A 26723-nucleotide genomic window follows, 5' to 3' on the forward strand; every position below is an offset into this window, starting at 1 on the left:
CCTAACCTTCATCTGATTTACGTCTAGTAAACAAGCGAATTGGTGTACCTTCAAAGTCGAACGCAGCTCGGATTTTGTTCTCCAAGTACCGCTCATATGAAAAGTGCATCAAATCAGGGTCGTTTACGAACACGACAATCGTTGGAGGTTTGACCGCTACTTGTGTCACATAATTAATTCGTAGACGACGTCCTTTATCGGTAGGTGGAGGATTAATCGCGATAGCATCAGAGACAACATCGTTCAACAAATGCGTCTGTACTCGCTTAGTATGATGATCTGCCACATGCTGCACAACGGGTAGAAGCTTATGCACACGTTGCTTAGTTTTGGCTGAGAGAAATACAACTGGAGCATAGGTCATAAATAGGAAATGGTCACGTATTTTTTGTTCGAAATTTTGCATTGTTTTATCATCTTTAACAACAACATCCCATTTGTTTACAACAAATACGGAAGCTTTCCCAGCTTCATAGGCATATCCCGCGATGTGCTTGTCCTGCTCGATAATACCTTCTTCACCATTGATCAAGACAAGTACAACGTCAGCACGTTCAATCGCCTTCATGGCTCTCATAACACTATATTTCTCTGTCGTTTCGTACACTTTACCACGTTTACGCATACCTGCTGTATCAATCAACACATAACGTTGTCCATCCCGCTCAAATGGTGTATCAATCGCATCTCGCGTTGTACCGGCCACATCACTCACGATTACCCGTTCCTCGCCAAGAATTGCGTTCACTAGAGAAGATTTACCAACGTTAGGTCGACCAATCAACGCTACACGGATAATATCTTCATCATATTCTTCCTCTTCTAAATCAGGCAGTTTATTAACTATTTCGTCGAGTAAATCGCCAACCCCTGTACCATGGCTTCCGGATACAGCAATTGGTTCTCCAAAGCCAAGATTATAGAACTCATAGATATTGTCCATTCGACCAAGGTTATCTACTTTATTAACAGAAAGTACAATCGGCTTACCTGAACGGTACAACAGATTTGCAACTTCTTCATCCGATCCTGTCACACCATCTTTAGCATCACACATAAAGACAATAACGTCTGCCTCTTCGATCGCAAGTTCTGCTTGCATGCGAATTGATTTTAAAATAGGCTCTTGATCATCCAACTCAATACCACCGGTATCAATAATGCTGAATGACTTACCATTCCATTCACCAATACCATAAATCCGGTCACGTGTAATCCCCGGCTTATCTTCAACTATAGCCAGTCGATCACCAATAATACGATTAAAGATTGTGGACTTACCTACATTAGGCCTTCCAACAATCGCCACTACGGGTCTTGCCATGCGCACTCCTCCTAAAAATATCCTTCTATATAAAAGTCGATCAATTCTTAATTACCATGAACCACGTTACTCATCATAGCAAAAAAAGAATTAAATGGCTAACGTTTCAGTTTCCATGAAATATCGCCCTAAAAATAAAAACGGCGAACCACCTTCAAAGGAGGTCCGCCGATTATTATGCCTGCTTAAATCCTGCTTACTTCCATTTGCTCAGCTTATCGCCGAAACGTTCAGCTAGCGTGAAGCTCAATCCTTCATTACTTAGAGAAACATTTGGGTTGTTACCCAAATCTTCTTTTTTCACACTACTGCCTCTGGAAGGTCTGTCAGTTCTAGGAGCAGCAGCTGCTGGAGCTTCCTCAGTTTCTTTGATGCTGAGGCTAACACGTTTTTCAGAAGGGTTAACATCCAAGACTTTAACTTGAACGGTTTGACCTTCTTTCAACACTTCATGAGGAGTGCCGATATGTTTGTGCGAAATTTGAGAGATATGAACGAGTCCTTCAACACCTGGAGCGATTTCTACAAATGCACCAAAGGCAACAAGACGTCTTACTTCACCGCTCACGATATCACCGATTTTGAATTGCTCAGTAGCAGTTTCCCAAGGACCAGGAGCCGCTGCTTTGATGCTTAAGCTGATTTTCCCTTTTTCAGGATCAACTTTAAGCACTTTCACTGTAACTTTGTCGCCCTCGGAAAGAACGTCAGCTGGTTTTTCTACATGGCTCCATGCGATTTCGGATACATGTACAAGTCCATCCACGCCACCTACGTCAACAAATGCTCCGAATTGAGTCAAACGTTGAACAGTACCTTCAAGCACTTGACCTTCTTTAAGTTCGCCCATGATTTTGAGTTTGTTTGATTCGAACTCTCCATCAAGAACATCCTTAGCAGAAAGGATTACTTTGTTGTTCTCGCGATCAATCTCTTTCACTCTTACGCGAAGTGTACGTCCTTTGTAGTCGCTGAAGTCTTCTACGAAATGACGTTCAACCATAGATGCAGGAATGAAACCACGAACGCCTACGTCTACCACGATACCGCCTTTTACAACGTCGGCAACGACAACTTCAAAGATTTCCTTACTGTCGAAACGTTGTTGCAACTCATCCCAAGCGTTTTCGCCGTCGATTGCACGTTTGGAAAGAACAAGACGCTCTTTCTCATCGTCAATGCTAACAACTTTTGTCTCAACTTCTTGGCCAACTTCTACGGCTTCCGAAGCATTGCCCAATTGGACGGAGGACAATTCACGAATAGGAATAACGCCGTCATATTTATATCCAATGCTTACATAAGCTTGGTTATCCTCGATTTTGACGATCGTTCCTTTGACGGTATCCCCTTTTTTCAAAGATACGATTTGTTCCATTTCATCCTGGCTTACCGCTTCAACGGCTTCTTGACCATTCTTTAGTTCTTCCGACATGTCAATACCCTCCTAAATTCAAAAAAAACCATTTATTTAAACCCGCTCATAGCGAAGTTCAAAACTACTTTAATTATAGAGTTCCATATATTCCCGACCTTCATTCATATGCTAATTACTTAACGTATGATAATCCTAGAGCTTTCAACTCAGCAATGCGGGACATAATCTCCTGGGTAGCCAATTCGACCGGATCCGAGTCAGGAATATCCTTAACTTTGGATAGATCCACTGGTGCACCATAGATCACTCTAACTTTACGAAACAACTTATAATTACCGATGATTGCTACTGGTATAACAACAGCATTCGTGCGTAGTGCAAAGCTCGCAGCACCCTTTTTACCTGCTCCTTCATCGTTTCGGCTACCTTCTGGGAAGATACCCATAACTTTGCCATTGCGAAGGATATTAAGCGAATTCTTAATAGATTCCTTACTAACTCCACCCCGTTTGACGGGAAAAGCACCTAGCTGAGTAATTAGCCAACCCAATCCAAACACATCAAAGAGTTCTTTTTTGGCCATAAAATGTACTTTACGATCAAGTAAAATCCCGATAGTTGGTGGATCAAAAAGACTGATATGATTGGATGCAAGTAGCACACCACCCTCTTGTGGTATGTGCTCCAAACCACTTGCTTCGAGACGAAACAAAAACTTATAAATTACTCGTAGTAAACCGCGGCAAACATTATAAATCATGCTTTGCTCTCCATCCCATAAATCTTACAATAAGATACGATGGTTTCCACTACTTCCTCAATACACATATGAGTTGTATCCAGTAGTCTCGCATCATCTGCCTGACGAAGCGGCGAAATCTCCCGTTCCTGATCCAGACGGTCTCGCTCAGCAATATCCGCAGCAAGTTGTTCCAACGAAATTGCAGATTGTTCCTTCATTTCCTTGTACCTGCGTTTCGCCCGTTCTTCCACCGTTGCGGTCATATAAACTTTGACTTCTGCATCGGGAAGTACTGTCGTACCGATATCGCGTCCATCCATCACGACGCCTTTGCGTAAAGCCATTTGCCGCTGCAGAGAGACAAGTCTGCTTCGCAGCCCCTCGATTTGCGCATATCGGGATACTTTTGCATTAACCGCAAGAGAGCGAATTTGTTCCGTAACCTCTTGTCCATTAACTAATACCTGTTGTCCATTCTCTATCGGTATTAAATCGATAACCAGATCTTTTACAATTTGAAGCACTTGCTCAACTTCTTCCGGTTCGACACCAAGACTCTGGCAATACCAAGTAGCTGCCCGGTACATTGCACCGGTATCGACGTAGACGTAAGACAACCTACCCGCAACCATACGGGCAATTGTACTCTTGCCTGCCCCAGCAGGTCCGTCAATCGCGATGTTAATTTTGCCACTAGATGCTGACGTTACACTTGCCAACGGGGCACTCCTCCTCAGACACTGTCTCAAGAAAAAAGCAGGCTTTGCCTGCGACGTAAAAATTATACCACACATACTATAGGGATGCAAAAACGATCCACTGCAAATTTTCTTTTTTATCGTCTTATTGATTTGTGTATTGGGACACCCTCGTACCACTCAGCAGAGGAAATTAACTTGCGTAATTCCGGTATTCGTAGGGCTCCCTGGAAGATAAATAAACCTATTAACAATGTAATTACTGCCTTTATTAACCAAGGCTCGACGATCCCACAAAATTTTAAAAACAAGTCAGTGTAGTTTTCATCATCCCTGCTGTCCATAATAAAGAGGTCCCCTTTTCTGTTGAATAATTCTAGCTTATCCAATTCTAAAAAAGAGAACCGTATATCCATCGTATTAACGATTTTTGAAATCAAATTGACGTTCAAAGCAATATCGAATCAACTTCTGCCGTTCAAAATCTGAGATACTAAGATATTTCAACATCGTGATCCATCTTCCAGACTCCAACTTTTTTGAGCGGACTACTTCTGCTTCAAATGGTACATGTTCTATCGTCCCTGTCTTGTATGGGACAAGCAGCCAACACTCCAAAGTATCTCCTTCAGATAAGTTATAATTTTCATCGGTCAAATAGGAGACGCCACCCCCTCCAACATCATCTGTATATGCCAAAAACCGAGTGTTATCTTTCAATTTTACGGCAATTTCCAATTCAGCAACTACACGTAGAAAATCACGTCTTTGGATTTTTGTAATCGACTCAGGTTCTGGTTTGCGAATCCGTATCAGTTTTACCACATCATCAGCAAATCCAAGCACATATGTATTGAAATAATGTTTGATGCCGCCCTCGGTCAAGAAATATACAGACAATTCATCACCCAAAAACAATCTCTTACTCTGTCCACTTTTCATATCCATTGGAACTTCAATTAAAAATGATTCTTCTTCAATATCTGCGATCCGCGACTTACATTCTTTATTTACTTCATTCTTATCCACTGATGCTACTTGAATGTACACAAAATCGTTTACTTTAGGAAACAAGTTCCTCCACCCGCCCATCATTAATAAAACTACAGTATGGCATAATTATACCACGAGCCGGAGGAGTGGACATGTATAAATTCAACAAAATAAAAAGAGAACGTTCCACAAATTAGGAACGTCCTCTTGAACTTGTTAAGAAGCTGTTGGTGATTTTGCACTTTTGATTTCTTCAACTGTTTCTTCGGCACCCGAATCCGCGTTAATAAATATACGATACTCCGAGCCGTTAATTTTCCCTCCAAATTCGTAAGTGAGCACTTTTTCCGACATTTCGTTCTCAATAATCGCTAAGCGACTGTAGTCCATCTTATAATCCGAGTTCAGGTATTTCTTAGCTTGCTCCAAAGTAAGCTTCGGCTTCGTTTTAGTCACCTTCGCTGCCTCACCACTCTCATGTTCATACACATAATCAGTAGCTTGCATACCTGTGACTTCTCCATCGTCAAGTGCAACTCGAAGCGAGATTTTCTCTGGATAAATGAGGATCTCTCCCGACTTGCTAACAAAAGTAAAGTTACCAATGTCACCGAACTCATCATAAAATACAGCTGTTAGATCAGGATATCCTTTGTTCTGAAGAAACTCTTCAGCCCGCTTTTTAGCATCAGCATAGGAAACAGCTTTCTTCCCAATCTGACGATCTTTATTATAAGAAATCAAATGCCCCCCGTTACGTGTATAATCGAGGCTTACCGATTCTCCATTCTTTTTAGTCTTAACCTTTGCGGTATATGAAGCCCACTCGGTTCCCTTACCGTTTTCAACAACTTCTATCGCTGCAGAATCCTTAGATCCTACAAATTGGGCAGCCTTTTTCTTGATATCCTCTATAGTAGTAGGTGTATCGCCAAGCTTTTTAACGGAACGTTTGTTATAAATACTAGCGATTGACGGACCCCAGTCGAGCTCAGGATATTCACCAACTTTTTTGTCCACCGTCTTAAAACCGTCTATAATGCTATTTTCTTGATCATTTTCTGCTGCTAATGCGGTTTCAACATCCATCCAACGCAACCTGTCGTTAATTACTTTATCCTGAACTCCCTGCAAATCTTTAGAGATTTCCGCGGAATTTTTGTACAGCTCTTTCAAGTTCTTAACCTCGTTCTCGCTTAGAGGCTGCTTAGTCAAATCACGAACTGCTGTTTGATAAGAAAACTTAGATATCCGTGATAGCAACTCTTCCGTCTTATTAAATGGGAGTAAAGTCAATGGTAATTGATTAATCTCATTTTGAGCCTCGCTTGTAATCCTCCAGACATTAACCAGTCCTTTTCTTTGTGAACCGGTCGAAGCAGAATGTAACGCTAACGTATTCCCCAGTTCACCATGTAACTTATCCACATGGAAGGACAAATCGTGGAAAGCCCGCTGATACTGGTTCTCCGCTTTAATCAAAATGGCATTCTTCTCTTGGTTCTCTTGATAGCCCCATACCATCGAGCCGATCAATAAAAGAGTTACTATGGGAAATAATACTGCACTTAAACGCTTATACATCTTGATGTGCTCCCCTTTCTTCAACTAAAACTAATTGAAGTTAGTTTGACAAGAAGAAAGGGGCTTTATTCATAACAATAAATTATATGTAAATATATTAATTAGAGCGCCTCCATTTCCTCAATGAAGAACTGCTGGTTGTCGCATATACATCGCTTAAATCCCGTTTGAATATGTCCTCGATCCTTTGTTCCTCGGAGTACAAAACGTTCGCCGCAAGACTTGCAGGTAATTTTCACTTTCACACGCGCCAAAAAGGCACCCCCCTCCAGCTAAACGGCGATTTTTATGCCGTAAATAACTAGAATCAGGATGCCCATTTTTTCGGAAATTAGTCCTGTCCCCCTGCCCGAGTTAACCGGAAAGGAGAACGATTATTAGCACGATATATCTTTCCGATGCCACCATACCAGAGGAATGCCATCAATGGAACAATGTACCACACCCAATATTGAGTGATATTGTCTAGTACCCAATCGTACACTCCATGCCATAACATAGGGAGCATTAATGAAAAGAGGAGATACTTTACAGTTCTATTACCAGTAGAAAACTTGGCTCGGCCCATGTAATACCCCATCATCACACCAAACATTGCGTGTCCCGAAACTGGCAGTAATGCACGAATAAGTAATGCACCAACTGAAACCTGACTTGCTAGAGCAAAAATAACATTCTCTACTGTTGCAAATCCAAGCGAAATTGCTGCCGCATACACAATACCATCATAGGGCTCATCAAACTCCGTATGGTTATAAATTAGATGGAAAAGTACGAACCATTTCATCGCTTCTTCTACACCTGCGGAAATTATGAACGCACTAACAAAAGGACTATCCCCCAGCCATATTTCCAGTCCTCGTTGCAGGATCATAACAGGAAGCACTATCAGAAATCCAAGAAAAAACATCTTCATGACCATATGCAACGGTTCCGAATCGTACTTGTCCTTAAGATAAAAATAAGTCAGTAAAGCGATACCTGGGGCCACCGCTGCAATTCCAATCGAGAAAAAGAGCAACGGTTATCCCCCCTATCTAACACTTTTCCGTTTCTTATCTCTACCAAGCTAGCAAATAACCCGCTAATGAAGTTAATCCTGACGCTTAAAATGGCTACAAATCACACCAATGGCATTGTCTGCCATGATGACATCGCCGTACTCCTCTAGCATAGCTGGAGTAACCGATGTCGCTTCGCCGAATTCAGCCAACACAGCGATTATAGCTGCCTGTTTTCCTTCTTCTAGCTCCTCAGGTTCTAAGTGCAGAACCCATTTCCGATTATATTTATACAATCTGCCGGCATCGGCAAGCATATGCTGCAGAACATGGGCCGCTTCAATCAGAATTTCAAAATCATCAAACGAATACAAAATCGTATCGCTCTGCTCTAGCGTAACTTCCATCTCATAAACCTCTTCTGACATTTCATCCTCATAAGGAGATGGGCCTCCATGATGATGGTGATCGTATTTCCCGCGCGTCACTATGACGACCATTCCTTGAGCAGGTAGCGCGAACACTTCAACAGCCAAAGGTCCCGTAGCATCAAATCCCACTTCACTATAAGCCTGATCCATCATTTCGGTGAACAGGTCGTGGACTTTGGGAATTTCATGCCACATGTCCTCTTTCTGAATACCTCGTTCGCTAAGATCGTCAAACGTGAGGAAAATCCGTATCTTGTCATTACCTAGTCTTTCTATCTTCATACAGGATCCTCCTCTCCAAGCCTTGTTATCACAGATTATGAAACCTGTTCTAATATGTGCTGGAAATGGTTCTTTGTAATTATGTTATCATTAATTTTCTGTAAATGCACGCAATAAAATAGCCAAAAAAAGAATCATTTCCCGCCCACGAACTCGTGAGCTGAAAATGATTCTTGGAGTTAAAGATGATTACAAGCCTGGGATTACCGTATTTGTTTCTTTTAATATCCCTTCGACCTCACTGCGGACATCCGGATTTCCCTTAATGAATTCCAAGATTTGTTTCAGACTATGTTCCTTCGAATGATCCTTATCCGATGTGGAGCAACAACTGGGATGCACCTGGGTGCCTGAGGACCCGTTGGAGCTTGAATGTGACGTCGAATGATCACTCTTATCATTTGAATGACCTGACATCATACCGGACCAGTTCATCATGGACCCCGCGTCTTTTGCTGCGGTTAATAAACTTTGATTTTTCTTCGCCCAAGTTGTAGCTACAACCCCAAGGAGAATCCCGCATAGAAATGAGGATGACTTCACCTAAAAAACCTCCCTTGATGTATTAAAATCATAGGTAGTGTTCACTCATTTGAATAAACTCATTCGGCATAAATACAGGAAACCTCTCACTCAGATCTTCTTTCTCTGAGTTCATACATGTTCCTTCATTTTCGAACGAGATAATGCGACTCACTCTTTATAGGGCTTCTTCGTCCAGAATATCCTTCACATCTAAGGGCATTAATACCTCACGATTCCCCATATATTTACGCAGAGCTGGGGGGATATAAATCGAACCATCCTCTCGTTGATGATTCTCAAGCAGTGGAATCAATATCCGTGGTGATGCAACTGCCGTATTGTTAAGCGTATGACAATATACCAGGCGCCGCTCAGCATCATGGCAGCGAATGTTGGAGCGTCTGGCTTGAAAGTCGAGTAAGTTTGAAGATGAATGTGTCTCACCATAAGTCTCACGGCTAGGCATCCATGTTTCTATATCGTATTGTTTGTAAGTTTTTTGAGACATATCGCCTGTACATACCAACATTACCCGATACGGAAGTTCTAACAAACTGAGCAATTCTTCCGCATGGGAAGTAATTTCTTGAAGAAGTGCTTCTGATTTAGCTTCGTCCGGGTCACAAATGATGACCATCTCCACCTTGGCAAACTGATGCACACGATACAACCCTCGCACATCTCTTCCAGCAGATCCAACCTCACTTCGGAAGCAGTTCGACACCGCTGCGAGTTTAATGGGTTCCTGTAAATCTAATACCTCGTCAGCATAATATGATACTAAAGGAACCTCTGATGTCCCCACCAACCATTTATCTGCGTCATTAACCGCATAAGTCTGCTCTTGTCCTATCGGGAAATGCCCTGTATTAATTAGAGGTTCTTCTCTCACCATTAATGGCACTTCCATTGGTGTGAATCCCCGTTCAAGCAGCATATCTAAAGCTAGCTGCTGTACAGCTCGATGCAACAGAAGTCCAGCCCCCTTGAGATAATAACTCCGAGCTCCGCCTACTTTCACCCCACGTGGCATATCGATGATATCATGCAATACTCCAAGCTCCATATGATTCCGAGGCACAAAATTCCATTCCGGAAGTTCTCCCACACACCTTACCTCAACATTATCGAGATCCGACTGTCCAATTGGAGAGTCAGGCGAAGGGACATTAGGAATAAGCAGCATTAGACGCTGCACATTCTTCACAGTCTCCTCCAACTTCTCTTCTACGGAACTTAATCCTTCATTGAGGTTCTTAAGCGATTCACGCAAAGTAGCAGCTTCAGCGTGCTCTCCAGCTTGCAGTAGCGCTCCCATTCGATTAGACCCGAGGTTTCGTTGCTCACGAAGTGACTCCGTCTCTCTCATCAACGCTCGTCTTTGATCATCCCAGCTTATTAATTCCTGAACAGAAACCTGAATTCCCTTTTGATCAGCCGCTTCTTGAACTTTTGCTGCATTACTTCTAATCGATTTCAAATCTAACATACCGTATCCCTCCATTTGTCCGTAAAAACACAAAGAGCGCCCTCATCCCTTGGGACGAGGAGCGCTCTGCTCGCGGTGCCACCCAACTTATTAAAGCAATAACATTACTTTAATCTCTTGGTTCCGCGATAACGGACGGGGCCGGTTAACTTAAGGAATGACTATGATTCCTTTGGCGAAAACGCCTCCGAGTTGGATTCTCTTCATAGGCATATTTCCGAATCTTTAATTTATTCTTCACAGTATACGTTACCCAATTATCAAAATCAATAGTCATGTTACCGCACATTGTTGTATTTTTGCCCCCACGGTGAGTCACTGATTCCCCACCAAAGCAAAGCAATCATAATTGCTACAAAAATAATCACTAAAGAATTAAAGAACCATCTCGTTAATTTCAGCCTTTGTGATGGAAACAATTCTCTTCGCGAAGGCATATTTTCCGGCGTATTCACATTCTGAGAAGCGGGCTGTTTCTGTTTCCTGATACCTAAATTTAAAACATCTTCGTTGATACTGTATTCATTACTGGAGTAGACTTCGGAATTATCCATAATGTTTGTAGTAGAATCATCATCTTTGCTCATTTTCCCGCTACGGCCACGCCCATGTCGTTCCATTCTACTCAGTCGTTGTTCATTCATGATTCCCTCCGAAATTTAATCACTAAGCCCGAGATAAAATCAATGAGAAAGTGACATATAATCGGAGCCCAGAGACTCCCGGAAAGTATATAGATATAACCTAGTCCATAACTGCTAGCAAACACCCAGCCCGTAGGAATCCAATGCTTTAAATATCTAATATGGATCACTGCAAACAAGATACTTGTCCAATAAGGACCTATCCCATGTTGAATCGCCCCCCGAAACAGCAATTCCTCACAAATAGCCACTACAGCAGATATAACAAAGATATGCCAGATAGGACGTTTGCGGAACAACATGACGTTAATACCACCATCGTCCAGGCTATCTTCTGCTATAAATTTGGAGAGTAAGAGGTCAATAACAAACATTACAACCGCTAAACCTACACCCCAATACAAAAATTCGACACTTTTAGGGAAATGAAATAAGGAAATCGGGTTCCGTTTCTGAAATAAAAGTATCACTAAGCCGATAAATAAAGTAAGTCCTTGAGTAATGTATAAATTTATTAATAGCAAACGATCATTCAACTGACGGGGATCGACTGTTCTAATCTCAATTTTACCAAACTTGAATTTTTTCATAGTTTCTGTCAAACCCTGTCCTTTATAATTGATCTATAAGTACATATCTCAGTATAGCTTAGACTCTTGGACTTTTTAAAAATACTTAGTTAGGAGTGTCATTATTATGATACGAAAACGTAACTCCCGATTTGAAATCTTCTTTATACTTGGGTTCCTCTGCACTCTCATCATCGCATTTGGTACATTCTTTATGGGTATGAAAATGGGTATTGCACAAACTGAATCGAAATATGCTTATTTAAAAATTAACATCCCAGAATTAGAAACGGAAGATTCTTATACTCAGCAGGATTTGGTCACATTCTACTACGTAGTATTTCAACCGTATCAGCAGTTTAAAGATAATTATTTAGCTCATATTGACATTTTAGGTCGGAGTGATTCCAGTTTGAAATCTAAAGCTACGCTACGGGAAATCCGCGATTCTGCTCAAAAACAGTATGAACAAATATCTGCCACATCCATTGCTGCATCCTCCCCTTTGTTGAAGGATGCTCACGGAGACATTCTCAAAAGCTTAAAGCTTTTTGACGAAAGCATAGACCGAATCCTTTCAGAATCCGGAAATAATAACGGTTCCCAATTTGCGAAGAGTTTAGCAACAGATGAATTTACGGAAAAGGCCATAAACTTCGGTCTTCAAGCTCAGAAAAAATACTACACCTCCATACTGAAATGGACAGCTAAAGGTAATCAGAATATCTCGGCAGATTACATTTTTAGTAAGGATACCACAGTGCAACAATGGTCGAATTTATCTCTTGCTGTCAAAAACAAAGCTGTGACTGACATCATGAACACTGACAACTTATTCGTCTCTTACCTTCCACAAGATATGACTGCAAAGATTGATCAAATGATCGCTAGTGGTAAGGCATCAAGTCTAAACCTTCATTCTGTGTCATCCATTGTGAAAATTCTCACAGAAACTGAAGCTGTACAAAGTAAAGAATTCGTAAAATGGAAAACTACTTATTATGCATCCGAAAAACTTCCCGCGCTTCCTTTCTTTGTCGAGGATTAGTTACAATCATGATTGTTTTATGACAAGAAATAGCGATATGCGACATTATTAAAATCATAACCAAAATAACACGCAGATTCAAGGCGGCAGTTGTAAAGAATAAGAATATCATCCCCATAGTATTGACACGTACTTCTTTGCATGTTACATTATGAAAAATTGAATTTGTGAAACACTGTGAAGGAACAAAGTGTTCTGCATGCTTTACAGAGAGCCGGTGGTGCTGCAAACCGGTAGCAGAAGAACAACTTTAGCACTCCTGAGTCATTACGCTGAACTTCAAGTAGGCGTAATCGGATGAACTCCGTTATCAATCTTGTCATTTATGACAATAAAGGCTGCTTCTGTGAAGGCGCAGCGAATTAGGGTGGTACCACGAACAACTCTCGTCCCTTACTACGCAAGTAGTATGCGGATTGAGGGTTTTTTTTATTTATCCACTACTTTTCTGGGCTATAAGGGTCAATCCGTAACTCCCTACACCCCTACTCTTTGCTGCAGTGGAACGGTAATGGGGAAAAGTAGTTCAAAACTAAGCTAATGCTTCCGAAGAAAGTTTTGTACGTCCACTTTTCGAGGAAGCTCTGCTATACAAAACTTTTAGGAGGAATTAAACCATGTTAAAAGTACTAGTATCGGATCCAATTAGTGATCTGGGGATTCAACAACTTATGGATGCAGACGATGTTGTAGTTGAAAAGAAGACAGGACTTAGCGAAGATGAATTGGTGGAAATCATTTCTCAATATGACGCTTTACTTGTTCGTAGCCAGACAAAAGTGACCGAGAAAATCATGGAAGCCGGAAAAAACCTAAAAGTAATTGGACGCGCGGGTGTTGGGGTTGACAACATTAACCTCGAAGCTGCCACAAAACGCGGTATTATTGTTATCAATGCTCCAGATGGAAATACAATCACGACTTGTGAACACGCCTTTGCTATGATGCTAGCTCTTGCTCGCCACATTCCACAAGCTTATGCTAAGACAATTCAAGGCACATGGGATCGCAAGTTCCTTGGTGTTGAACTTCGCAACAAGACACTAGGCGTACTTGGCATGGGTCGGATTGGTAGTGAAGTTGCTAAACGTGCTAAAGCGTTTGGTATGGAAATCCTCGGCTACGATCCGTTCCTCACTGAAGACCGTGCAGAGAAGCTTGGAATAACGCTAGCAACTGTTGATGAAATCGTACGTAACGCTGATTTCATCACTGTGCATACCCCACTAACACCAGAAACCAAGCACATGATTTCCACTCCTCAGTTTGAAGTGATGAAGAAAGGAATGCGTATCATAAACTGTGCTCGCGGCGGTGTTATTGATGAGACAGCTATGCTTGTTGCGTTGGAGCAAGGCATTGTTGAAGGTGCAGCTTTCGACGTATTCGAACAAGAACCACCAGCAGCTGATCATCCATTCCTGAGCAATCCGAAAATCATCGTTACTCCTCACTTAGGTGCTTCTACAATTGAGGCACAAGAAAACGTAGCTATCGACGTTTCGGAACAAGTACTGCATATTCTTCGAAATGAATCTTTCAAAAATGCAGTTAACATGCCACCGGTTGCTCCAAGCGTAATGAAAAAATTACAACCTTACTTCGAGCTTGGAGAAAAGCTTGGTACGTTCGCAGCTCAACTTAACGACCAGGCTGTGAATGAGATTCAAGTGGACTATGCTGGTGACCTATCGGAAGTGGATACCCAGCCATTGACTCGTTATATTATCAAAGGTGTATTATCCCGCCATTTCGGGAATGACGTTAACATTGTTAACTCGATGCATCTTGCCAAGGTTCGTGATGTAAATATCGTCGTGTCCAAGGCAACAGCTACTAAAGGCTTCACGAATCTAATTAGCGTAACACTCAAAGCAAGTGACGGCACAGAACGCCGCATTGCTGGAACTTTACTCAATGGATATGGCGCACGAATCGTCCAAATCGACAAGTTCCCAGTGGATATTTCACCTGAAGGTAATCTAATCTTTATTTCACATAATGACAAACCTGGTATTATTGGTCATGTTGGAACGCTACTTGGTAAAAACGAAGTTAACATTGCCTCCATGCAAGTTGGTCGCAAGGTTGTCGGCGGGGAAGCTATCATGGTTCTAACGGTTGATAAAGCAGTGTCCAAAGAAGTATTAGACGATTTGACTAAACAACCAGAATTGAACAAAGCACTACAAATCACTTTCGAATAAGCAATCGAAGAGACTACTAAGAAGTGTAATAACGGTATTTTTAATTTTTAGACCAAATAGAAACGGGTACCCTCCATTTAGGACGGTACCCGTTTCTGCGTCAATATTGCAGCAAAGCTCAATATTGTTCCACGGCGAACAAGATTAATCTTGTGCGTTCAACAAAAAACATCCTTTGGCCAAAGGATGTTTTTACGTTTACTGCACCTTTTCGACAGGGAGCATTAGATTGAATACCGTTCCCTTGCCTACTTCACTCTCTGCATGAATGGAACCGTGATGAGCTTCGATAATATTCTTCACAATCGAAAGTCCCAGTCCTGTACCGCCAGCTTCGCCACGTACACGTGCTTTGTCGGCTTTGTAGAACCGTTCAAATATATAAGGCAAGTCTTCGGAAGGAATCCCTATACCCTCATCCTGAACAGAAACTTCTAGCACTAATCCACTCGTGCGCTTCACTGTACCCGCAATAATAGTGATATTTGCTCCCTCTGGAGTGTGTCTAAAGGCGTTGTCCAACAAGTTGGTTAATACTTGCTCTAAACGATCCTCATTAGCCTCCTTCAGGTAGAGTTCATCATTTCTAAACTCTAAATTAAGCGCAATAGCATTATCTTTGGCACGAACTGCAAACTTCCGATACACCCGCTCGACAAGTGCCCGGAAATCTACGTGTCTCATCGTCGTATCTGTATGACCAGCTTCCATTCGAGCAAGATCGAGTAAATCGCGAACTAATCTCCCCATCCGCAATGATTCATCATGAATGACCTGCACAAGCTCCATGCTTTCCGTAGGTGAAGTTGCAATCCCATCCAATAAGGCCTCGCTGTATCCTTGCATCATAGAGAGTGGTGTACGAATTTCATGTGATACGTTGGCGACAAAGTCTCTACGCATCTTCTCAAGTCTGACTTCTTCCGTCACATCACGCAATACAGCGACTGCGCCACGGATTTCACTCTCGGCTGTTAGCGGTGCCATGTGAACAGACCATACCCCCTGCTTCACATGTACATTCGAGCTCTGATCACCCTCTTGATTCAGCACACTCCGGAACAAGGGCAACAGGGGTTGAGGAGCCAACGTACCCGATCGATCATGTTGACCTTTCCCCACTAAACCCTCTTCCTCTTCTTCCGGCAAATCGCCCCACGATTTCATAATTTGATCTCCTGGAGGGTTAGTCAAAATAACACTACCTTCTCCATCCAGTGTAATCACTGCATCATTCATGCTTCGCAGCACACTTGCAAGATGCTCTTTCTCGTGGTTCAGGCTGCGAATCGTATTCTCCAATTCTTCCGCCATATGATTGAAGGCACTAGCCAATTCACCGATTTCATCGGTTGTACGAAGTGACAGACGCGTATGATACTTTCCTTTGCGTATCGAGTCAGTTGCCTTTATCAATTGCTGCATCGGTTGAGTGATTTTGGTGAACAGAAATAACGCAAAAAAAGTCGTAAGCGAGAAGCCGATCATCGAAGCGATGACAAATAATCTTTTGATGGCACCAGGATTAGTGAAATTCGTATCAATAAAAGGTAACAGGAATAACCCTAAACTGAGCAACACACAGGCTACCAGACAAATGATCGTAATCCACAGCTTGCCAACGAGTGTTCTCCAGAGGCTCAAATTATTTCGCGACCTCCAGTTTATAACCTACTCCCCATACCGTTGTAATCATCGCTGCGGATTCCGGAGATACTTTATTCAGTTTCTCGCGAAGTCGTTTCACATGAGTATCGACCGTACGCAAATCACCAAAAAACTCATAATTCCAAACATCCTTTAGCAGTTCTTCACGTGAGAATACCTTGTCAGGAGAAACTGCCAAATAATGAAGCAACTCATATTCTTTGGGGGTCAGACTGACTTCTTGACCATTAGCAGTCACCCGGTGTGCATCATGCTCAATAATGAGATGAGGGAACACAATATTGTTGCTAGTGCCACTTTCTTTGGTTAAATAGGCTGTTGCCGAAGCACGTCTCATGATGGCTTTCACCCGAAAGATGACTTCTCTAGGGCTAAATGGTTTGACTACATAATCATCTGCTCCAACTTCAAAACCTTGAACCCGATTAATCTCTTCCCCTTTTGCTGTTAGCATAAGTACAGGAGTTGACTTAATTTGTCTTAATCGGTTGCAGACCTCAACGCCATCAATCCCAGGTAGCATTACATCTAGCAGAATCAAACCATAATCATTCGCACTTGCTTTTTTGAGAGCGGTCTCACCATCTTCCGCCTCATCGATCTCATAACCCTCTTTTTCCAAATACATTTTAAGCAGACGGCGAATACGTTCTTCATCGTCGACTACTAGAATGCGGTTCTCTTGATCTGACATGGACAACAACCCCTTCATCATCTTACCCATTCACTTGAGATCTTGTATGGTTTGATTATATCGTTAGTCTGTGCCCGCGTAGGAATGCAAACCAGAAATAACTAAATTAACTCCTACGAGCGTGAACATCACAACCAAAAATCCGATAACTGCGAGCCAGGATGCCTTACGACCCTGAAAACCGCGTGACAATCGAAGATGTAAATAAACACTATAGAACAACCAGGTAATGAGTGCCCAAACTTCTTTGGGATCATTTGCCCAGAAACGCCCCCAAGCCTGCTGAGCCCAAATCATCGCAAACACAAGTGCTCCCAACGTAAAGATCGGAAAACCAATTGCGATAGCTCGATAGCTAATTTCATCTAGATCATCTGCAGCTATTCCCTTTAAGAATGGAGAAACTGCCTTACCTATCGGCTTACGTATCAGAAGACGTATTAACCCATACAGTAGGGATCCGGAAATAACTGACCAAACGATCGTGTTCAACTTGCGACCTGCATTTACTCCAGCCATCCATGACGGGGCTTCAAACAAAGGCTTATCCATCCCGAGGAATGACTTTACGCTCTCAGACTGACTTTGATAAGGGGCTACAATGGGAGGCATTTTATAAACCACTTTCCCTATTGTACTATCTTGTTGTACTTGGTTGTCAATCGTTGTCGAATTTGTTGTAAAAACCGCTTCATATCCTGCGGCTCGAAATGCGAAAACAGAGCCAATAAAGCCCACCAATATAATTATAGAAAAAAAAGTGAATTCAATCCACCATTTTTGTCGACGTGTCGATTTATCGTTCTCACCGAATGGAATACTACGTAGCAAATACATAAATCCTGCTACAAAACCAACAGCGAAGAACGATTCACCAGCTGCGGCGAGCGTTACGTGTATGTAGAGCCATATCGATTTCAATGAAGGAATCAACGGCTGAACATCCTGGGGAAATACTGCGGCATAAGCCATTATAATGATCGCGATAGGAACAGCGAACATTCCAAGTAAGATTTTACGATAAATCAGAAATACGATAGTAAAAGCAATCATTATCATCATGGATAAAAAGGACATGAATTCATACATGTTACTTACTGGAATATGTCCACTATAAGCCCAGCGAGTTCCACAATAGGCTAAATGGGACACCAAACCAAGTGTGGAAGTCGTAAAAGATATCCTTCCCCATTTCCGCTCATGTTGCTGTGGATCTCGGTTTCTCCACGTTTTTCCCGTTACTGCGATCACATAGAAGATAAACGCTACACAATACAGATAGAATCCGATGACGAAAGCCTGCTTACTGAATTCTAATAAACTCATGGCCGATTCCCCCCGTTATCCAATGACTTCTCATCCACTTCTACACCCATGGTTTGAAGGAACGATGACACCTCGCGGCGCATTCCGAACCAATTCTTTGTCGTATGTCCACCAAGTGTTAGTATTGTATCGTCCACACGTAGCCAAATCCGGCGATGCTGCCAATAGAATCCCATAATTAACCCCAGCATAACGATCCCTAGTCCCAACCATACAAACGGCATGGCCCTGTCGATACGTATGTTCAAGTAACTGCTTGAATTGCTGAAGTCTACATCTTCCATAGCCAATACGTCCAATTCCAACTTATTCTGTAGACCGCCGAGTTTCTCGTTGATAGCGTCCTGTTGAAAGCGTTCTTTGTCTATTTGCTTAGGGAAATAAATATATTGGCCACCCGTATCTGGCACTCCCGGACCTTTGATTGTAAATAAAAATGCGGGAGCATTCGGTTTGGCTGATTTGGAAATGGGTTGCCCTTGATCATTTAACGAGAAGTCCATAAATTTATTACTAAGTTCAAGTGTGTAAGGTCCTAGTTTGAACTCACGCAGGGGGTTTGTCATATCAAGCTTGAACTTTCCATATTGCTCACCTGTCGTCTTATCAACCAACATAGGCTGTACTGATCGAAGCTTGGGGGTCAGATCGAAATCAAATTGATACGCTGAAAGACCTTTATAACTTAAAGGGTCATTCACTTGAATCGCATGTCGTTTAACCTCTTCGAGCACAGGGATTTTTGATGGATCCCCGCAATCCGCAGTACACTCGTACAACACAACTTTTGTTTCAAAAAGTTTAGGAACTATTTTACCCGTCCCTTTGAAGTCATCCGACATCTCTTCTTCGCTATAATATTCCACTCTAAACTTCTCATTTTTCAAATAAAAAGTTGTATCTGGAATCCGTGTAATCTCGCCTTCTTGAAACCAGTAATGCTTATCAAGATGTAGACCCGGTAATCCACGGAATAATACGGCAAGTAAGAAGATAATCAACCCGATATGAATGACATAAGGTCCCCAGCGGCTAAACCGTTGTTTCTCAGCCAGAAGTGCGTCGCCGTCAATGTGGACGCGGTAGCCCTTCTTCTTCAGTGGACCAGCACATCGCTGTACCCACTCAACGGCATTCTCTTCAATAGGACCTTGATAAACGACTTTCTGCCGGGTGAGAAATTGCAAATGCTTCCGAATCTTCTGTTTGGAGAGGGCCTTGTACAGTGGCAGTACCCGATCCAAGCTACAAATGATAAGTGAGGCTCCGATCATCACTAGCAATGTGATAAACCACCACGACTCATACGTATGAGATAGACCAAGCTTATAATAGATATCGCCAATTGTCCCATAGTTCTCTTTATAGAACTTTGATGCATCTACTTGCACGAAGTTACTTTCTTGCTGAAATATCGTACCGAAAATCGAACCAATCAGCGTAAATATAATGAGATAAATAGCGACTTTAACGGATGAGAAGAAGTTCCAAACCTTGTCGATAATATTGGGATTAACCCGCTGAGAACGTCTAGCGGTCCCATCATAGCGCATTTCAAGGACTTCTCCAGAATCAACCTCAAACAGTGGTTTCCCACAAGCCTCACAAAGAACAGTTCCTACCCGGTTCTGATGTCCGCATTCACATTTTGTATTCTCAATCAACAGAAAGCCCCCTCTATCTTCATCAAGGATTCACCAGTTGCCTGATTTGGTCATTAAGACTTTCCAAATTCAGTTCCCCCTGATGGATGGAGGATATTTTCCCATTCTTGTTTACAAAAAATGTTGTTGGCATCGGTACAACACCGTATTTCCGAACTGCTTCATTATCGCTATCAAACACCACAGGAAAATTCACACCCATTTGCTCGGTAAAATTACGCACGGTCATTTCGTCTTCTCCCGTATTAATCCCCAGAATAACGACTCCCTGATCGCGCCATTTCTCCCATTGAGCTTGGAGCGCGGGCATCTCTTTCACACAGTACGTGCACCAAGTAGCCCAAAAGTTGATGACTATCGCTTGCCCCTTGTAGTCATTCAGGGTATGTACTTCTCCATCAAGTCCGAGCAGTTTGATGGCGGGTGGCTTATCACCGATTACCGGCTTGCCGTCCCCGCCCCCGATTACCGCCGTACTGATGGCATAACCACCAAGGATTATGATAAGTAGCAAAATGACGACTTGTACAGGCCGTCTCGCTTTCCCCATCTCTAACTTCCTTCCGTGACAATAATCATATTATATGAACAAATAGTGAACATCATATGAACATTATAACGAAAATTGACTCGGTTTCAGCTAGGTTGAAGGGGCAAATGTGAAAATTGTGTGTCTATTTGCGTTTACTAGGTTTACCTGGCTTGCCTGCATTTCTGGCTTGTTTAAATAATCCCTCGATCTCTTCTTTAGTCAAGTATCTATATAGGCCCCTCTTCAAGTTGCCTAGAAATAACTCACCAAACGAAATTCTCTTCAATTTAGTTACTGGATGCTGGATTGCCTCGAACATCCGACGTACTTGACGATTCTTTCCTTCATGAATCGTGATCGAAATTGTCGAAAATTTACCCTCGGGATCAATATCCTGATATTCCACTTCCGCCGGCGCTGTAATTCCGTCCTCAAGCAGAATTCCATTCTTAAGCTTGTCAAGTGCTGAACCGTGGGGTACGCCTTTAACAGTTGCTACGTATGTCTTGGGAACATGATGCTTGGGATGCGTCAGAAGATGAGCGAATTCACCATCATTCGTCAGCAATAGCAAACCCTCGGTATCGTAATCAAGTCTCCCAACGGGATAGAGACGTTCCGGAATACTCTTCAAATAATCCGTAACAATCTTCCTGCCTTGTGGATCTGATGCGCTCGTAATAACACCTTTAGGTTTATTAAAAACAACATACAGCTTCTTCTCTGCACCGATGGTTTTTCCTTCAACAGAAATTACATCAACCGCAGGATCAGCCTTTGTACCTAAGGTAGTAACGACCTCACCGTTTACTTCCACCTTACCTTTTAAAATCAGTTCTTCACATTTACGACGCGAAGCGATACCCGCTCCAGCTAATATTTTCTGCAATCTTTCCATGTTCAATAAGTCACCTCATAAACATGATACCCATAGGAGAAGAAAATCACAATAGGAAGCACCTTTCTAATCACAAAACGACCCGCAGGTTAAAATTCCCACGGGTCGTATCATTCTACTACATTCTACTATTCCGGTCGATTGAACCTATCATCGGAATTAAATCGGTCATCTGATTGACCAAATCTATCATCCTGTCCATTGTTCACTTCAATCGGCTGCTGTTGCGGCGTAACTTTCTTCTTCTTCCTGAATATCAGGCGTCCAACAAATGCAAAAGCAGCAATAATAACGACGAATCCCTTCTTAAGTACGAGGAGTATAAGCGCTAATAGTCCTGATTTCTTAGCAACTACCGCACCGGCCCCACCAAGGATAAGAGCTGTCAAACCATATTCAGCTGTCTTATCTGTCTTGGAATTATAATCTTCATAACGTTGTCCTTGCTTCAAATTAAAACCTGCAAGAACTTCATTTTCCATAACTGCGCGGTCTGCTTCTAAATTCTCAGGATCAGTTACAAGTATCGCGGATACAGTTCCTTCACGAGTCAAAATACGTATGTTGTAGTTAACCAATGGGTAATCTTCGGAGTCATGAAGCAAAAGTGACCAAGTTAAACTATGTAAAGTTTCATCATAATGTGGAGGCGTCTCCCAACCATCTACAAACAAATGATTCTCCACAGCGAGTTTTTCATTTGCCGCTTTAGTTCCTTGCTTGTAACTTTCAAGTAGATCATCGGCATTTATTTTATCTTTGTCTTTATCCTTTATATGTCCCGTATCTTCGTATTCAAGGTACAATACCCATCCTTGATTCTCATCCGCAGGGAAAATTGAAGCAATTTCAAGACCATCTGGAATGTTTCCACTTTCCTCCAAATAGGTAATTGTATCCGCCTCATCAAGGAAATAATATCCTTCGTTAAGCGTCAGATCAGCGAGTCCTGATCCTACCTCGATACTTTGTCCTGTTCCTTCTACCCAATTGAGCTCAGTCTCTGCCAGTGCTTGAAGTGGAAAAGATGCGAAAATCAACATACAAATTAACGTAGTGGCTACCCCTAGCCTTATTCTGTTACTCTTTCTGGTTCTGTTCTTGTGCAAATTCATTCTTCCTCTCTCATTCATGCTTATGTATTTTTATAGTAATTCCCATTTTACATATAGAAATCGAATATGGATAGACTTTTTTCCTGTATTAGGGAAATCAACATAAAAAATGACTTCTGAACTAGTTCAGAAGTCATGCTATCAAATCTATTAAAGTAACTTTAACTAAACATAAGAAGGCATACACAAATAGCGGCGATAAAACCAACAATGTCAGAGAATAGTCCGACCTTTAGGGCATAACGACCATTTTTGATCCCCACAGCTCCAAAATATACAGTTAACACATACAGTGTTGTATCCGTGCTACCTTGGACCGTGGAAGCTATCCGACCGATCATCGAATCTGGTCCATATGTCTTAATCAGATCCGTCGTGAATGCGAGCGAACCTGTCCCTGTTAGCGGTCTAAGGATACCTAGCGGTAACACTTCAGGTGGAACCCGAAGGCTTTCTAAGAGAGGTGTCATCCATCCAACAAAAAAATCAAGTGCGCCTGAAGCGCGAAACACACTGATTGCCACCATCATCCCCACCAAATGCGGAATAATGCCAATGGCCGTTGAAAATCCATCCTTGGCCCCATCTACAAAGGATTCATATACGGGTATTCGTTTCAAATATGCATATAATGGAATAAATGCTATCATCACAGGAACAGCCCAGGCGGACAATACATTAATCCAATCCAACAATTAGGCTCACCTCTTCAGGGATAAAGTGGGCGGAGACGATGGTGGCAGTGTTCTACGAATACTCCTCCGTCGATACCAACGATCTGCTACGATTGCAGCAGCAGTAGCAACTGCGGTCGCAAGTAAGGTTGATCCTACTATCTCGGTCGCATTTGCGGAATGAAAGTTAAGACGAATTGCAATCAGCGTAGTTGGTATTAAAGTAATACTTGCAGTATTAAGTGCTAGTAATGTACACATTGCAGGTGAGGCAGTCTCTTTATCTGGATTCAATTCTTGTAGTTCCTGCATAGCTCGGATCCCCATTGGTGTAGCTGCATTTCCAAGACCAAGTAAATTCGCGCTCATATTGGATAGAATATAGCCCATAGCAGGATGGTTCTTTGGCACATCTGGGAACAAGAATGAAACAACAGGACCAAGCACCCTAGAAATGACTTTGACCAAGCCTGAATCTTCTGCCAGTCGCATAATACCTAACCAGAATACTAGCACGCTAATAAGACCAAAACTTACAGTAACACCAGTCGCTGCACCATCAAAAGCTGCTTTCGTTACAGTGTTTATATCCCCCTTGAGCACGGCAAATATAAATCCTATTAGAATTAGCGCAAGCCAAATTTTATTCACCATAACTTATCCACTCTCCCTTCAAGGTCCCCGGTCTTTATCCGGCAAGAAGCAGTGATTTGAATACTGCGATTAGCGCACCCGTCCAACCGCTCTGTTCTGCAAGTGTGTTTCTAGTAGCAGTAGCTCCTGTAGATATTTGACGTTGGTCCTGTTGCTGTGGAATAATCCTGCCTTTCTCGTATACCGGTACATTACCAATGGGTTCACCATCTAAAGTAATTCTAATCTCGCCCCGATACCCAAAGTCATCAGGTGTTCTGATATTGGTTAGCGTAAGTCTCTTCTCAATTTTTGCTACCTCTCCAGTTGCAAGAGCATACCGGAACCCGCTTCCCGTGACTAGTCCATCCCCGACCGCTTGTCCCTCGCCGATCAAATCGGTGAGGGGAAAATTGTTAAATCCATAATCAAGCAACTTTTGATGGTCGTTCCAATCATCACCATCATTAATTGTAACTACGACAAGTTGTTGTCCCCCGCGTGTGGCCGAACTAACAAGACATCGTCTAGCAATTTTGGTATATCCAGTCTTCACACCATCTGCCCCTTCGTAGAGCCGGAGCATCTTATTCTTGTTATCCCATTTATAATCCCATGGATCGTTTGGATTAGGTGCTTTTTTACTTCGTGTGGATACGATCTCTTTAAAGTCAGGATTATGTAATGCATATGCCGTCAATTTAGCGAGGTCGTTTGCGGAAGAATAGTGATCTTTAGCATCTAAACCGTGAGGGTTTTGAAAATGTGTATGCTCTAGGCCAATTAGCCTTGCTTTCTCATTCATCAAATGAGCAAAGCCCTCTTCAGAACCTCCAATATGCTCCGCAATTGCGGTTGCCGCATCGTTACCCGAGCGTAGCATCAAACCATACAACATGTTACGCAGACTCATTTCCTCACCCAACTGAAGATATAGTGACGAACCCTCTTTCGCAAAGGCATTACGCCCAACAGTTACCATTTCGTCTAACTTACCATGTTCAATTGCAACAATAGCTGTCATAATTTTTGTCAAACTTGCAATGGGTAGCTCTTGGTCGCCATGGCTTGAATATAAAATCCGCCCCGATGTTACATCGATAAGCGCAAATGCCTGAGCATGAGTGGAGGGAGCCCCTTGATTCAGTTGTCCCGCTTGTACACCTACGGGAGAAACCAAAATAAAGCAGAGAACCCAAACGCAAATAAAAGCTGTTATTGTTGTTATCTTCTTCATCTCTAATTCCTCCGGACTAGTTGCAAGATTACTTGTATCACTATATGCGACGGTACAAGAGAGTATGTCCACCCTTGATCCGCCAAAAAAAAGACCCTTCCCGAGTTTCCGGAAAGGATCATTTCCCACCTAACACGGTACAAAGTCTTTTTAAGTGGAGGACTGTGATCCATGTTTAGAATCAGTTTCATTTAAGATGATTTTGGATTCCGGCTTACCCGCATTTTTTGAACTACCATCACTTGAGAATAAGGATTGGATTTTATCAATAAAATGTGGCAATGCATCAATCATCTTCTCCATGAGATGTGTCTGATTGTCGAGCGGCACGATGTTTACACCCTGCTTACCGACAACAAGAAATGCAATAGGATTAATGGATACCCCACCGCCGCTACCGCCACCAAATGGCCGTGATTTCCCGCCATCTGCGGAGTTGCCCGCATTATTCCCTGAACTTTCTAAGTTAAAGTCGCTCCCACCTGCTGCGAATCCGAATCCAACGCGGCTAATTGGCAGGATCACACTACCGTCTGGGGTTTCTACAGCATCACCCACAATCGTATTGACATCGACCATTTCTTTAATATTTTCCATCGCTGTTTGCATTAACCCTTGAATAGGATGTTCAGCCATTTCCTCACTCCTCCTTTCACTTTTAACACCCGAACTATAAGTATCAGTCCAGCATATATAGCATAACCGCAGCGGATTTTAGCTATGCAGTGGATTTCGGTGGAAAATAACGGCGGACTATCGAAAATAGGAACAACAAACAGTTTCGGCCTTTGTCTTAAAGATACATGATTAGAGAGCCCCCCAACCAATGTGGACTTGATCGCCCAAAGAATTCCCGTCAGAGTTGCTGTATGTGCCGCATCGGAAAGTGCAATATTTGTAGACCAATCTAGCCTGTGGAAGGAGAGTTTCTTAAGCAACTGCCTAAGCCACTTCTTAAATTCAAAGACGGCCTGCAATACTCTGTGAAATTTTGTGACCCAAATCTCCATCTTTTCCTTATTTACATCTTGTTCGTTACTTGAAGTATGGCCTTTGAAGAAATTAGTAACGACATTGTCCTCCACCTGAAAGCCTTGTTTCACACTACGTAGAACGATGGAGGGTACTTCGTAATGGATGCGAATTAATCCGTATACAAACTTGATATCCAGCAAAACAATCTCATCCCAATTTTTCTTCCGTGCCATCAAATCTATAGATATGTTGGACATCAGGATCAATACAACAGCTAACAGTAGCAAGACTAAAATGCCTCCGAGCCAAATCCACACGGGAAAGCCCTCCAAGCCTATCAAATAACAATCTTCCTGTAGTATGGCTTCCCAAAAGAGATAAAATTCGTCAAT

General features: G+C 42.4%; 27 protein-coding genes and 1 other annotated feature. Of the genes, 2 read left to right on the plus strand and 25 right to left on the minus strand.

Annotation, left to right across the window (positions count from 1 at the left end; genetic code table 11):
• Window position 1 precedes the first annotated feature (1 nt).
• From der to EJP82_RS04770, 13 genes are all read right to left on the minus strand, one after another.
• Complete coding sequence (gene der, locus EJP82_RS04715) at window positions 2-1324, minus strand: ribosome biogenesis GTPase Der (RefSeq protein WP_127190883.1); 1323 nt, start codon at window positions 1322-1324, stop codon at window positions 2-4.
• Window positions 1325-1520: 196 nt separating this feature from the next.
• Complete coding sequence (rpsA, locus tag EJP82_RS04720) at window positions 1521-2759, minus strand: 30S ribosomal protein S1 (protein ID WP_127190884.1); 1239 nt, start codon at window positions 2757-2759, stop codon at window positions 1521-1523.
• 115 nt (window positions 2760-2874) lie between these two features.
• On the minus strand, window positions 2875-3462 hold the full coding sequence (locus EJP82_RS04725; protein WP_127190885.1) for a lysophospholipid acyltransferase family protein: 588 nt from the start codon (window positions 3460-3462) through the stop codon (window positions 2875-2877).
• Window positions 3459-4163, minus strand: a complete 705-nt coding sequence (cmk, locus tag EJP82_RS04730; protein ID WP_211350041.1) for a (d)CMP kinase — start codon at window positions 4161-4163, stop codon at window positions 3459-3461. Before cmk ends, EJP82_RS04725 begins: the two co-directional genes overlap by 4 nt.
• Window positions 4164-4562: 399 nt before the next feature.
• The gene (locus EJP82_RS04735) at window positions 4563-5216 is read right to left on the minus strand and encodes a flagellar brake protein (protein ID WP_211350042.1); all 654 of its coding nucleotides are present in this window, start codon (window positions 5214-5216) and stop codon (window positions 4563-4565) included.
• 135 nt (window positions 5217-5351) lie between these two features.
• Window positions 5352-6719 carry a germination protein YpeB gene (ypeB, locus tag EJP82_RS04740; protein WP_127190886.1) on the minus strand — a complete coding sequence of 456 codons (1368 nt, stop codon included), beginning with the start codon at window positions 6717-6719 and terminating at the stop codon, window positions 5352-5354.
• Between the two features lie 101 nt (window positions 6720-6820).
• Window positions 6821-6973 (minus strand): hypothetical protein, encoded by a 153-nt coding sequence (locus EJP82_RS27900; protein ID WP_170220129.1) that lies wholly within the window; start codon window positions 6971-6973, stop codon window positions 6821-6823.
• Between the two features lie 77 nt (window positions 6974-7050).
• Window positions 7051-7740, minus strand: coding sequence for a glutamic-type intramembrane protease PrsW (gene prsW / locus EJP82_RS04745; RefSeq protein WP_127190887.1), 690 nt, complete (start codon window positions 7738-7740; stop codon window positions 7051-7053).
• 72 nt (window positions 7741-7812) lie between these two features.
• Window positions 7813-8433 (minus strand): genetic competence negative regulator, encoded by a 621-nt coding sequence (locus EJP82_RS04750; RefSeq protein WP_127190888.1) that lies wholly within the window; start codon window positions 8431-8433, stop codon window positions 7813-7815.
• A 189-nt stretch (window positions 8434-8622) separates the two neighbouring features.
• Window positions 8623-8976 (minus strand): hypothetical protein, encoded by a 354-nt coding sequence (locus tag EJP82_RS04755; RefSeq protein ID WP_127190889.1) that lies wholly within the window; start codon window positions 8974-8976, stop codon window positions 8623-8625.
• 157 nt (window positions 8977-9133) lie between these two features.
• Window positions 9134-10447: a serine--tRNA ligase gene (gene serS / locus EJP82_RS04760; protein ID WP_127190890.1), complete on the minus strand. Its 1314-nt coding sequence runs from the start codon at window positions 10445-10447 to the stop codon at window positions 9134-9136.
• A 278-nt stretch (window positions 10448-10725) separates the two neighbouring features.
• Window positions 10726-11091, minus strand: coding sequence for a hypothetical protein (locus EJP82_RS04765; protein WP_127190891.1), 366 nt, complete (start codon window positions 11089-11091; stop codon window positions 10726-10728).
• The gene (locus EJP82_RS04770) at window positions 11088-11681 is read right to left on the minus strand and encodes a CPBP family intramembrane glutamic endopeptidase (RefSeq protein WP_127190892.1); all 594 of its coding nucleotides are present in this window, start codon (window positions 11679-11681) and stop codon (window positions 11088-11090) included. Before EJP82_RS04770 ends, EJP82_RS04765 begins: the two co-directional genes overlap by 4 nt.
• Window positions 11682-11787: 106 nt before the next feature.
• Here EJP82_RS04770 and EJP82_RS04775 point away from each other — a divergent pair, with 106 nt between their 5' ends.
• Window positions 11788-12708, plus strand: coding sequence for a hypothetical protein (locus EJP82_RS04775; RefSeq protein WP_127190893.1), 921 nt, complete (start codon window positions 11788-11790; stop codon window positions 12706-12708).
• A 168-nt stretch (window positions 12709-12876) separates the two neighbouring features.
• Window positions 12877-13105: a binding site (T-box leader), on the plus strand.
• 220 nt (window positions 13106-13325) lie between these two features.
• Window positions 13326-14915 (plus strand): phosphoglycerate dehydrogenase, encoded by a 1590-nt coding sequence (gene serA, locus EJP82_RS04780; RefSeq protein ID WP_127190894.1) that lies wholly within the window; start codon window positions 13326-13328, stop codon window positions 14913-14915.
• Between the two features lie 198 nt (window positions 14916-15113).
• On the opposite strand, the gene EJP82_RS04785 is transcribed toward serA, so the two are convergent.
• From EJP82_RS04785 to EJP82_RS04840, 12 genes are all read right to left on the minus strand, one after another.
• Window positions 15114-16559, minus strand: coding sequence for an ATP-binding protein (locus EJP82_RS04785; protein WP_127190895.1), 1446 nt, complete (start codon window positions 16557-16559; stop codon window positions 15114-15116).
• Window position 16560: 1 nt separating this feature from the next.
• Window positions 16561-17277, minus strand: coding sequence for a response regulator transcription factor (locus EJP82_RS04790; RefSeq protein WP_127190896.1), 717 nt, complete (start codon window positions 17275-17277; stop codon window positions 16561-16563).
• A gap of 63 nt (window positions 17278-17340) precedes the next feature.
• Window positions 17341-18603 carry a cytochrome c biogenesis protein CcsA gene (ccsA, locus tag EJP82_RS04795; protein ID WP_127190897.1) on the minus strand — a complete coding sequence of 421 codons (1263 nt, stop codon included), beginning with the start codon at window positions 18601-18603 and terminating at the stop codon, window positions 17341-17343.
• Window positions 18600-20267 carry a cytochrome c biogenesis protein ResB gene (gene resB, locus EJP82_RS04800; RefSeq protein WP_127190898.1) on the minus strand — a complete coding sequence of 556 codons (1668 nt, stop codon included), beginning with the start codon at window positions 20265-20267 and terminating at the stop codon, window positions 18600-18602. The genes ccsA and resB overlap by 4 nt, the downstream gene beginning before the upstream one ends.
• Window positions 20268-20289: 22 nt before the next feature.
• Window positions 20290-20817: a redoxin domain-containing protein gene (locus EJP82_RS04805; protein WP_127190899.1), complete on the minus strand. Its 528-nt coding sequence runs from the start codon at window positions 20815-20817 to the stop codon at window positions 20290-20292.
• Between the two features lie 124 nt (window positions 20818-20941).
• Window positions 20942-21697, minus strand: coding sequence for a pseudouridine synthase (locus tag EJP82_RS04810; protein ID WP_127191173.1), 756 nt, complete (start codon window positions 21695-21697; stop codon window positions 20942-20944).
• A gap of 128 nt (window positions 21698-21825) precedes the next feature.
• Entirely contained in the window at window positions 21826-22806 is a 981-nt protein-coding gene (locus EJP82_RS04815; RefSeq protein ID WP_170220130.1) for a DUF2167 domain-containing protein, read from the minus strand.
• 167 nt (window positions 22807-22973) lie between these two features.
• A complete protein-coding gene (locus tag EJP82_RS04820) occupies window positions 22974-23507 on the minus strand; it encodes a spore maturation protein (protein WP_127190901.1) in 534 nt (177 codons plus the stop codon).
• Between the two features lie 6 nt (window positions 23508-23513).
• Window positions 23514-24140, minus strand: a complete 627-nt coding sequence (locus EJP82_RS04825) for a nucleoside recognition domain-containing protein (RefSeq protein WP_127190902.1) — start codon at window positions 24138-24140, stop codon at window positions 23514-23516.
• Window positions 24141-24174: 34 nt separating this feature from the next.
• The gene (locus EJP82_RS04830; RefSeq protein ID WP_127190903.1) at window positions 24175-25356 is read right to left on the minus strand and encodes a D-alanyl-D-alanine carboxypeptidase family protein; all 1182 of its coding nucleotides are present in this window, start codon (window positions 25354-25356) and stop codon (window positions 24175-24177) included.
• Between the two features lie 150 nt (window positions 25357-25506).
• Window positions 25507-25992 carry a GerW family sporulation protein gene (gene ytfJ / locus EJP82_RS04835; RefSeq protein ID WP_127190904.1) on the minus strand — a complete coding sequence of 162 codons (486 nt, stop codon included), beginning with the start codon at window positions 25990-25992 and terminating at the stop codon, window positions 25507-25509.
• A complete protein-coding gene (locus EJP82_RS04840; RefSeq protein ID WP_127190905.1) occupies window positions 25965-26648 on the minus strand; it encodes a DUF2953 domain-containing protein in 684 nt (227 codons plus the stop codon). The genes ytfJ and EJP82_RS04840 overlap by 28 nt, the downstream gene beginning before the upstream one ends.
• Window positions 26649-26723 lie beyond the last annotated feature (75 nt).

The sequence above is a fragment of the Paenibacillus anaericanus genome, assembly GCF_003994475.1.
In the GTDB taxonomy this organism is placed as follows: Bacteria; Bacillota; Bacilli; order Paenibacillales; family Paenibacillaceae; genus Fontibacillus; species Fontibacillus anaericanus.

Coding starts and splice junctions, on each gene's coding strand:
- serS (WP_127190890.1), bottom strand. CDS start 10,447: ATGTTAGATTTGAAATCGATTAGAAGTAATGCAGCAAAAGTTCAAGAA.
- der (WP_127190883.1), bottom strand. CDS start 1,324: ATGGCAAGACCCGTAGTGGCGATTGTTGGAAGGCCTAATGTAGGTAAG.
- EJP82_RS04775 (WP_127190893.1), top strand. CDS start 11,788: ATGATACGAAAACGTAACTCCCGATTTGAAATCTTCTTTATACTTGGG.
- EJP82_RS04765 (WP_127190891.1), bottom strand. CDS start 11,091: ATGAATGAACAACGACTGAGTAGAATGGAACGACATGGGCGTGGCCGT.
- EJP82_RS04805 (WP_127190899.1), bottom strand. CDS start 20,817: ATGGGGAAAGCGAGACGGCCTGTACAAGTCGTCATTTTGCTACTTATC.
- EJP82_RS04725 (WP_127190885.1), bottom strand. CDS start 3,462: ATGATTTATAATGTTTGCCGCGGTTTACTACGAGTAATTTATAAGTTT.
- EJP82_RS04810 (WP_127191173.1), bottom strand. CDS start 21,697: ATGGAAAGATTGCAGAAAATATTAGCTGGAGCGGGTATCGCTTCGCGT.
- ypeB (WP_127190886.1), bottom strand. CDS start 6,719: ATGTATAAGCGTTTAAGTGCAGTATTATTTCCCATAGTAACTCTTTTA.
- ytfJ (WP_127190904.1), bottom strand. CDS start 25,992: ATGGCTGAACATCCTATTCAAGGGTTAATGCAAACAGCGATGGAAAAT.
- serA (WP_127190894.1), top strand. CDS start 13,326: ATGTTAAAAGTACTAGTATCGGATCCAATTAGTGATCTGGGGATTCAA.
- EJP82_RS04750 (WP_127190888.1), bottom strand. CDS start 8,433: ATGAAGATAGAAAGACTAGGTAATGACAAGATACGGATTTTCCTCACG.
- rpsA (WP_127190884.1), bottom strand. CDS start 2,759: ATGTCGGAAGAACTAAAGAATGGTCAAGAAGCCGTTGAAGCGGTAAGC.
- EJP82_RS04830 (WP_127190903.1), bottom strand. CDS start 25,356: ATGAAGAAGATAACAACAATAACAGCTTTTATTTGCGTTTGGGTTCTC.
- EJP82_RS04825 (WP_127190902.1), bottom strand. CDS start 24,140: ATGGTGAATAAAATTTGGCTTGCGCTAATTCTAATAGGATTTATATTT.
- EJP82_RS04790 (WP_127190896.1), bottom strand. CDS start 17,277: ATGTCAGATCAAGAGAACCGCATTCTAGTAGTCGACGATGAAGAACGT.
- EJP82_RS04770 (WP_127190892.1), bottom strand. CDS start 11,681: ATGAAAAAATTCAAGTTTGGTAAAATTGAGATTAGAACAGTCGATCCC.
- ccsA (WP_127190897.1), bottom strand. CDS start 18,603: ATGAGTTTATTAGAATTCAGTAAGCAGGCTTTCGTCATCGGATTCTAT.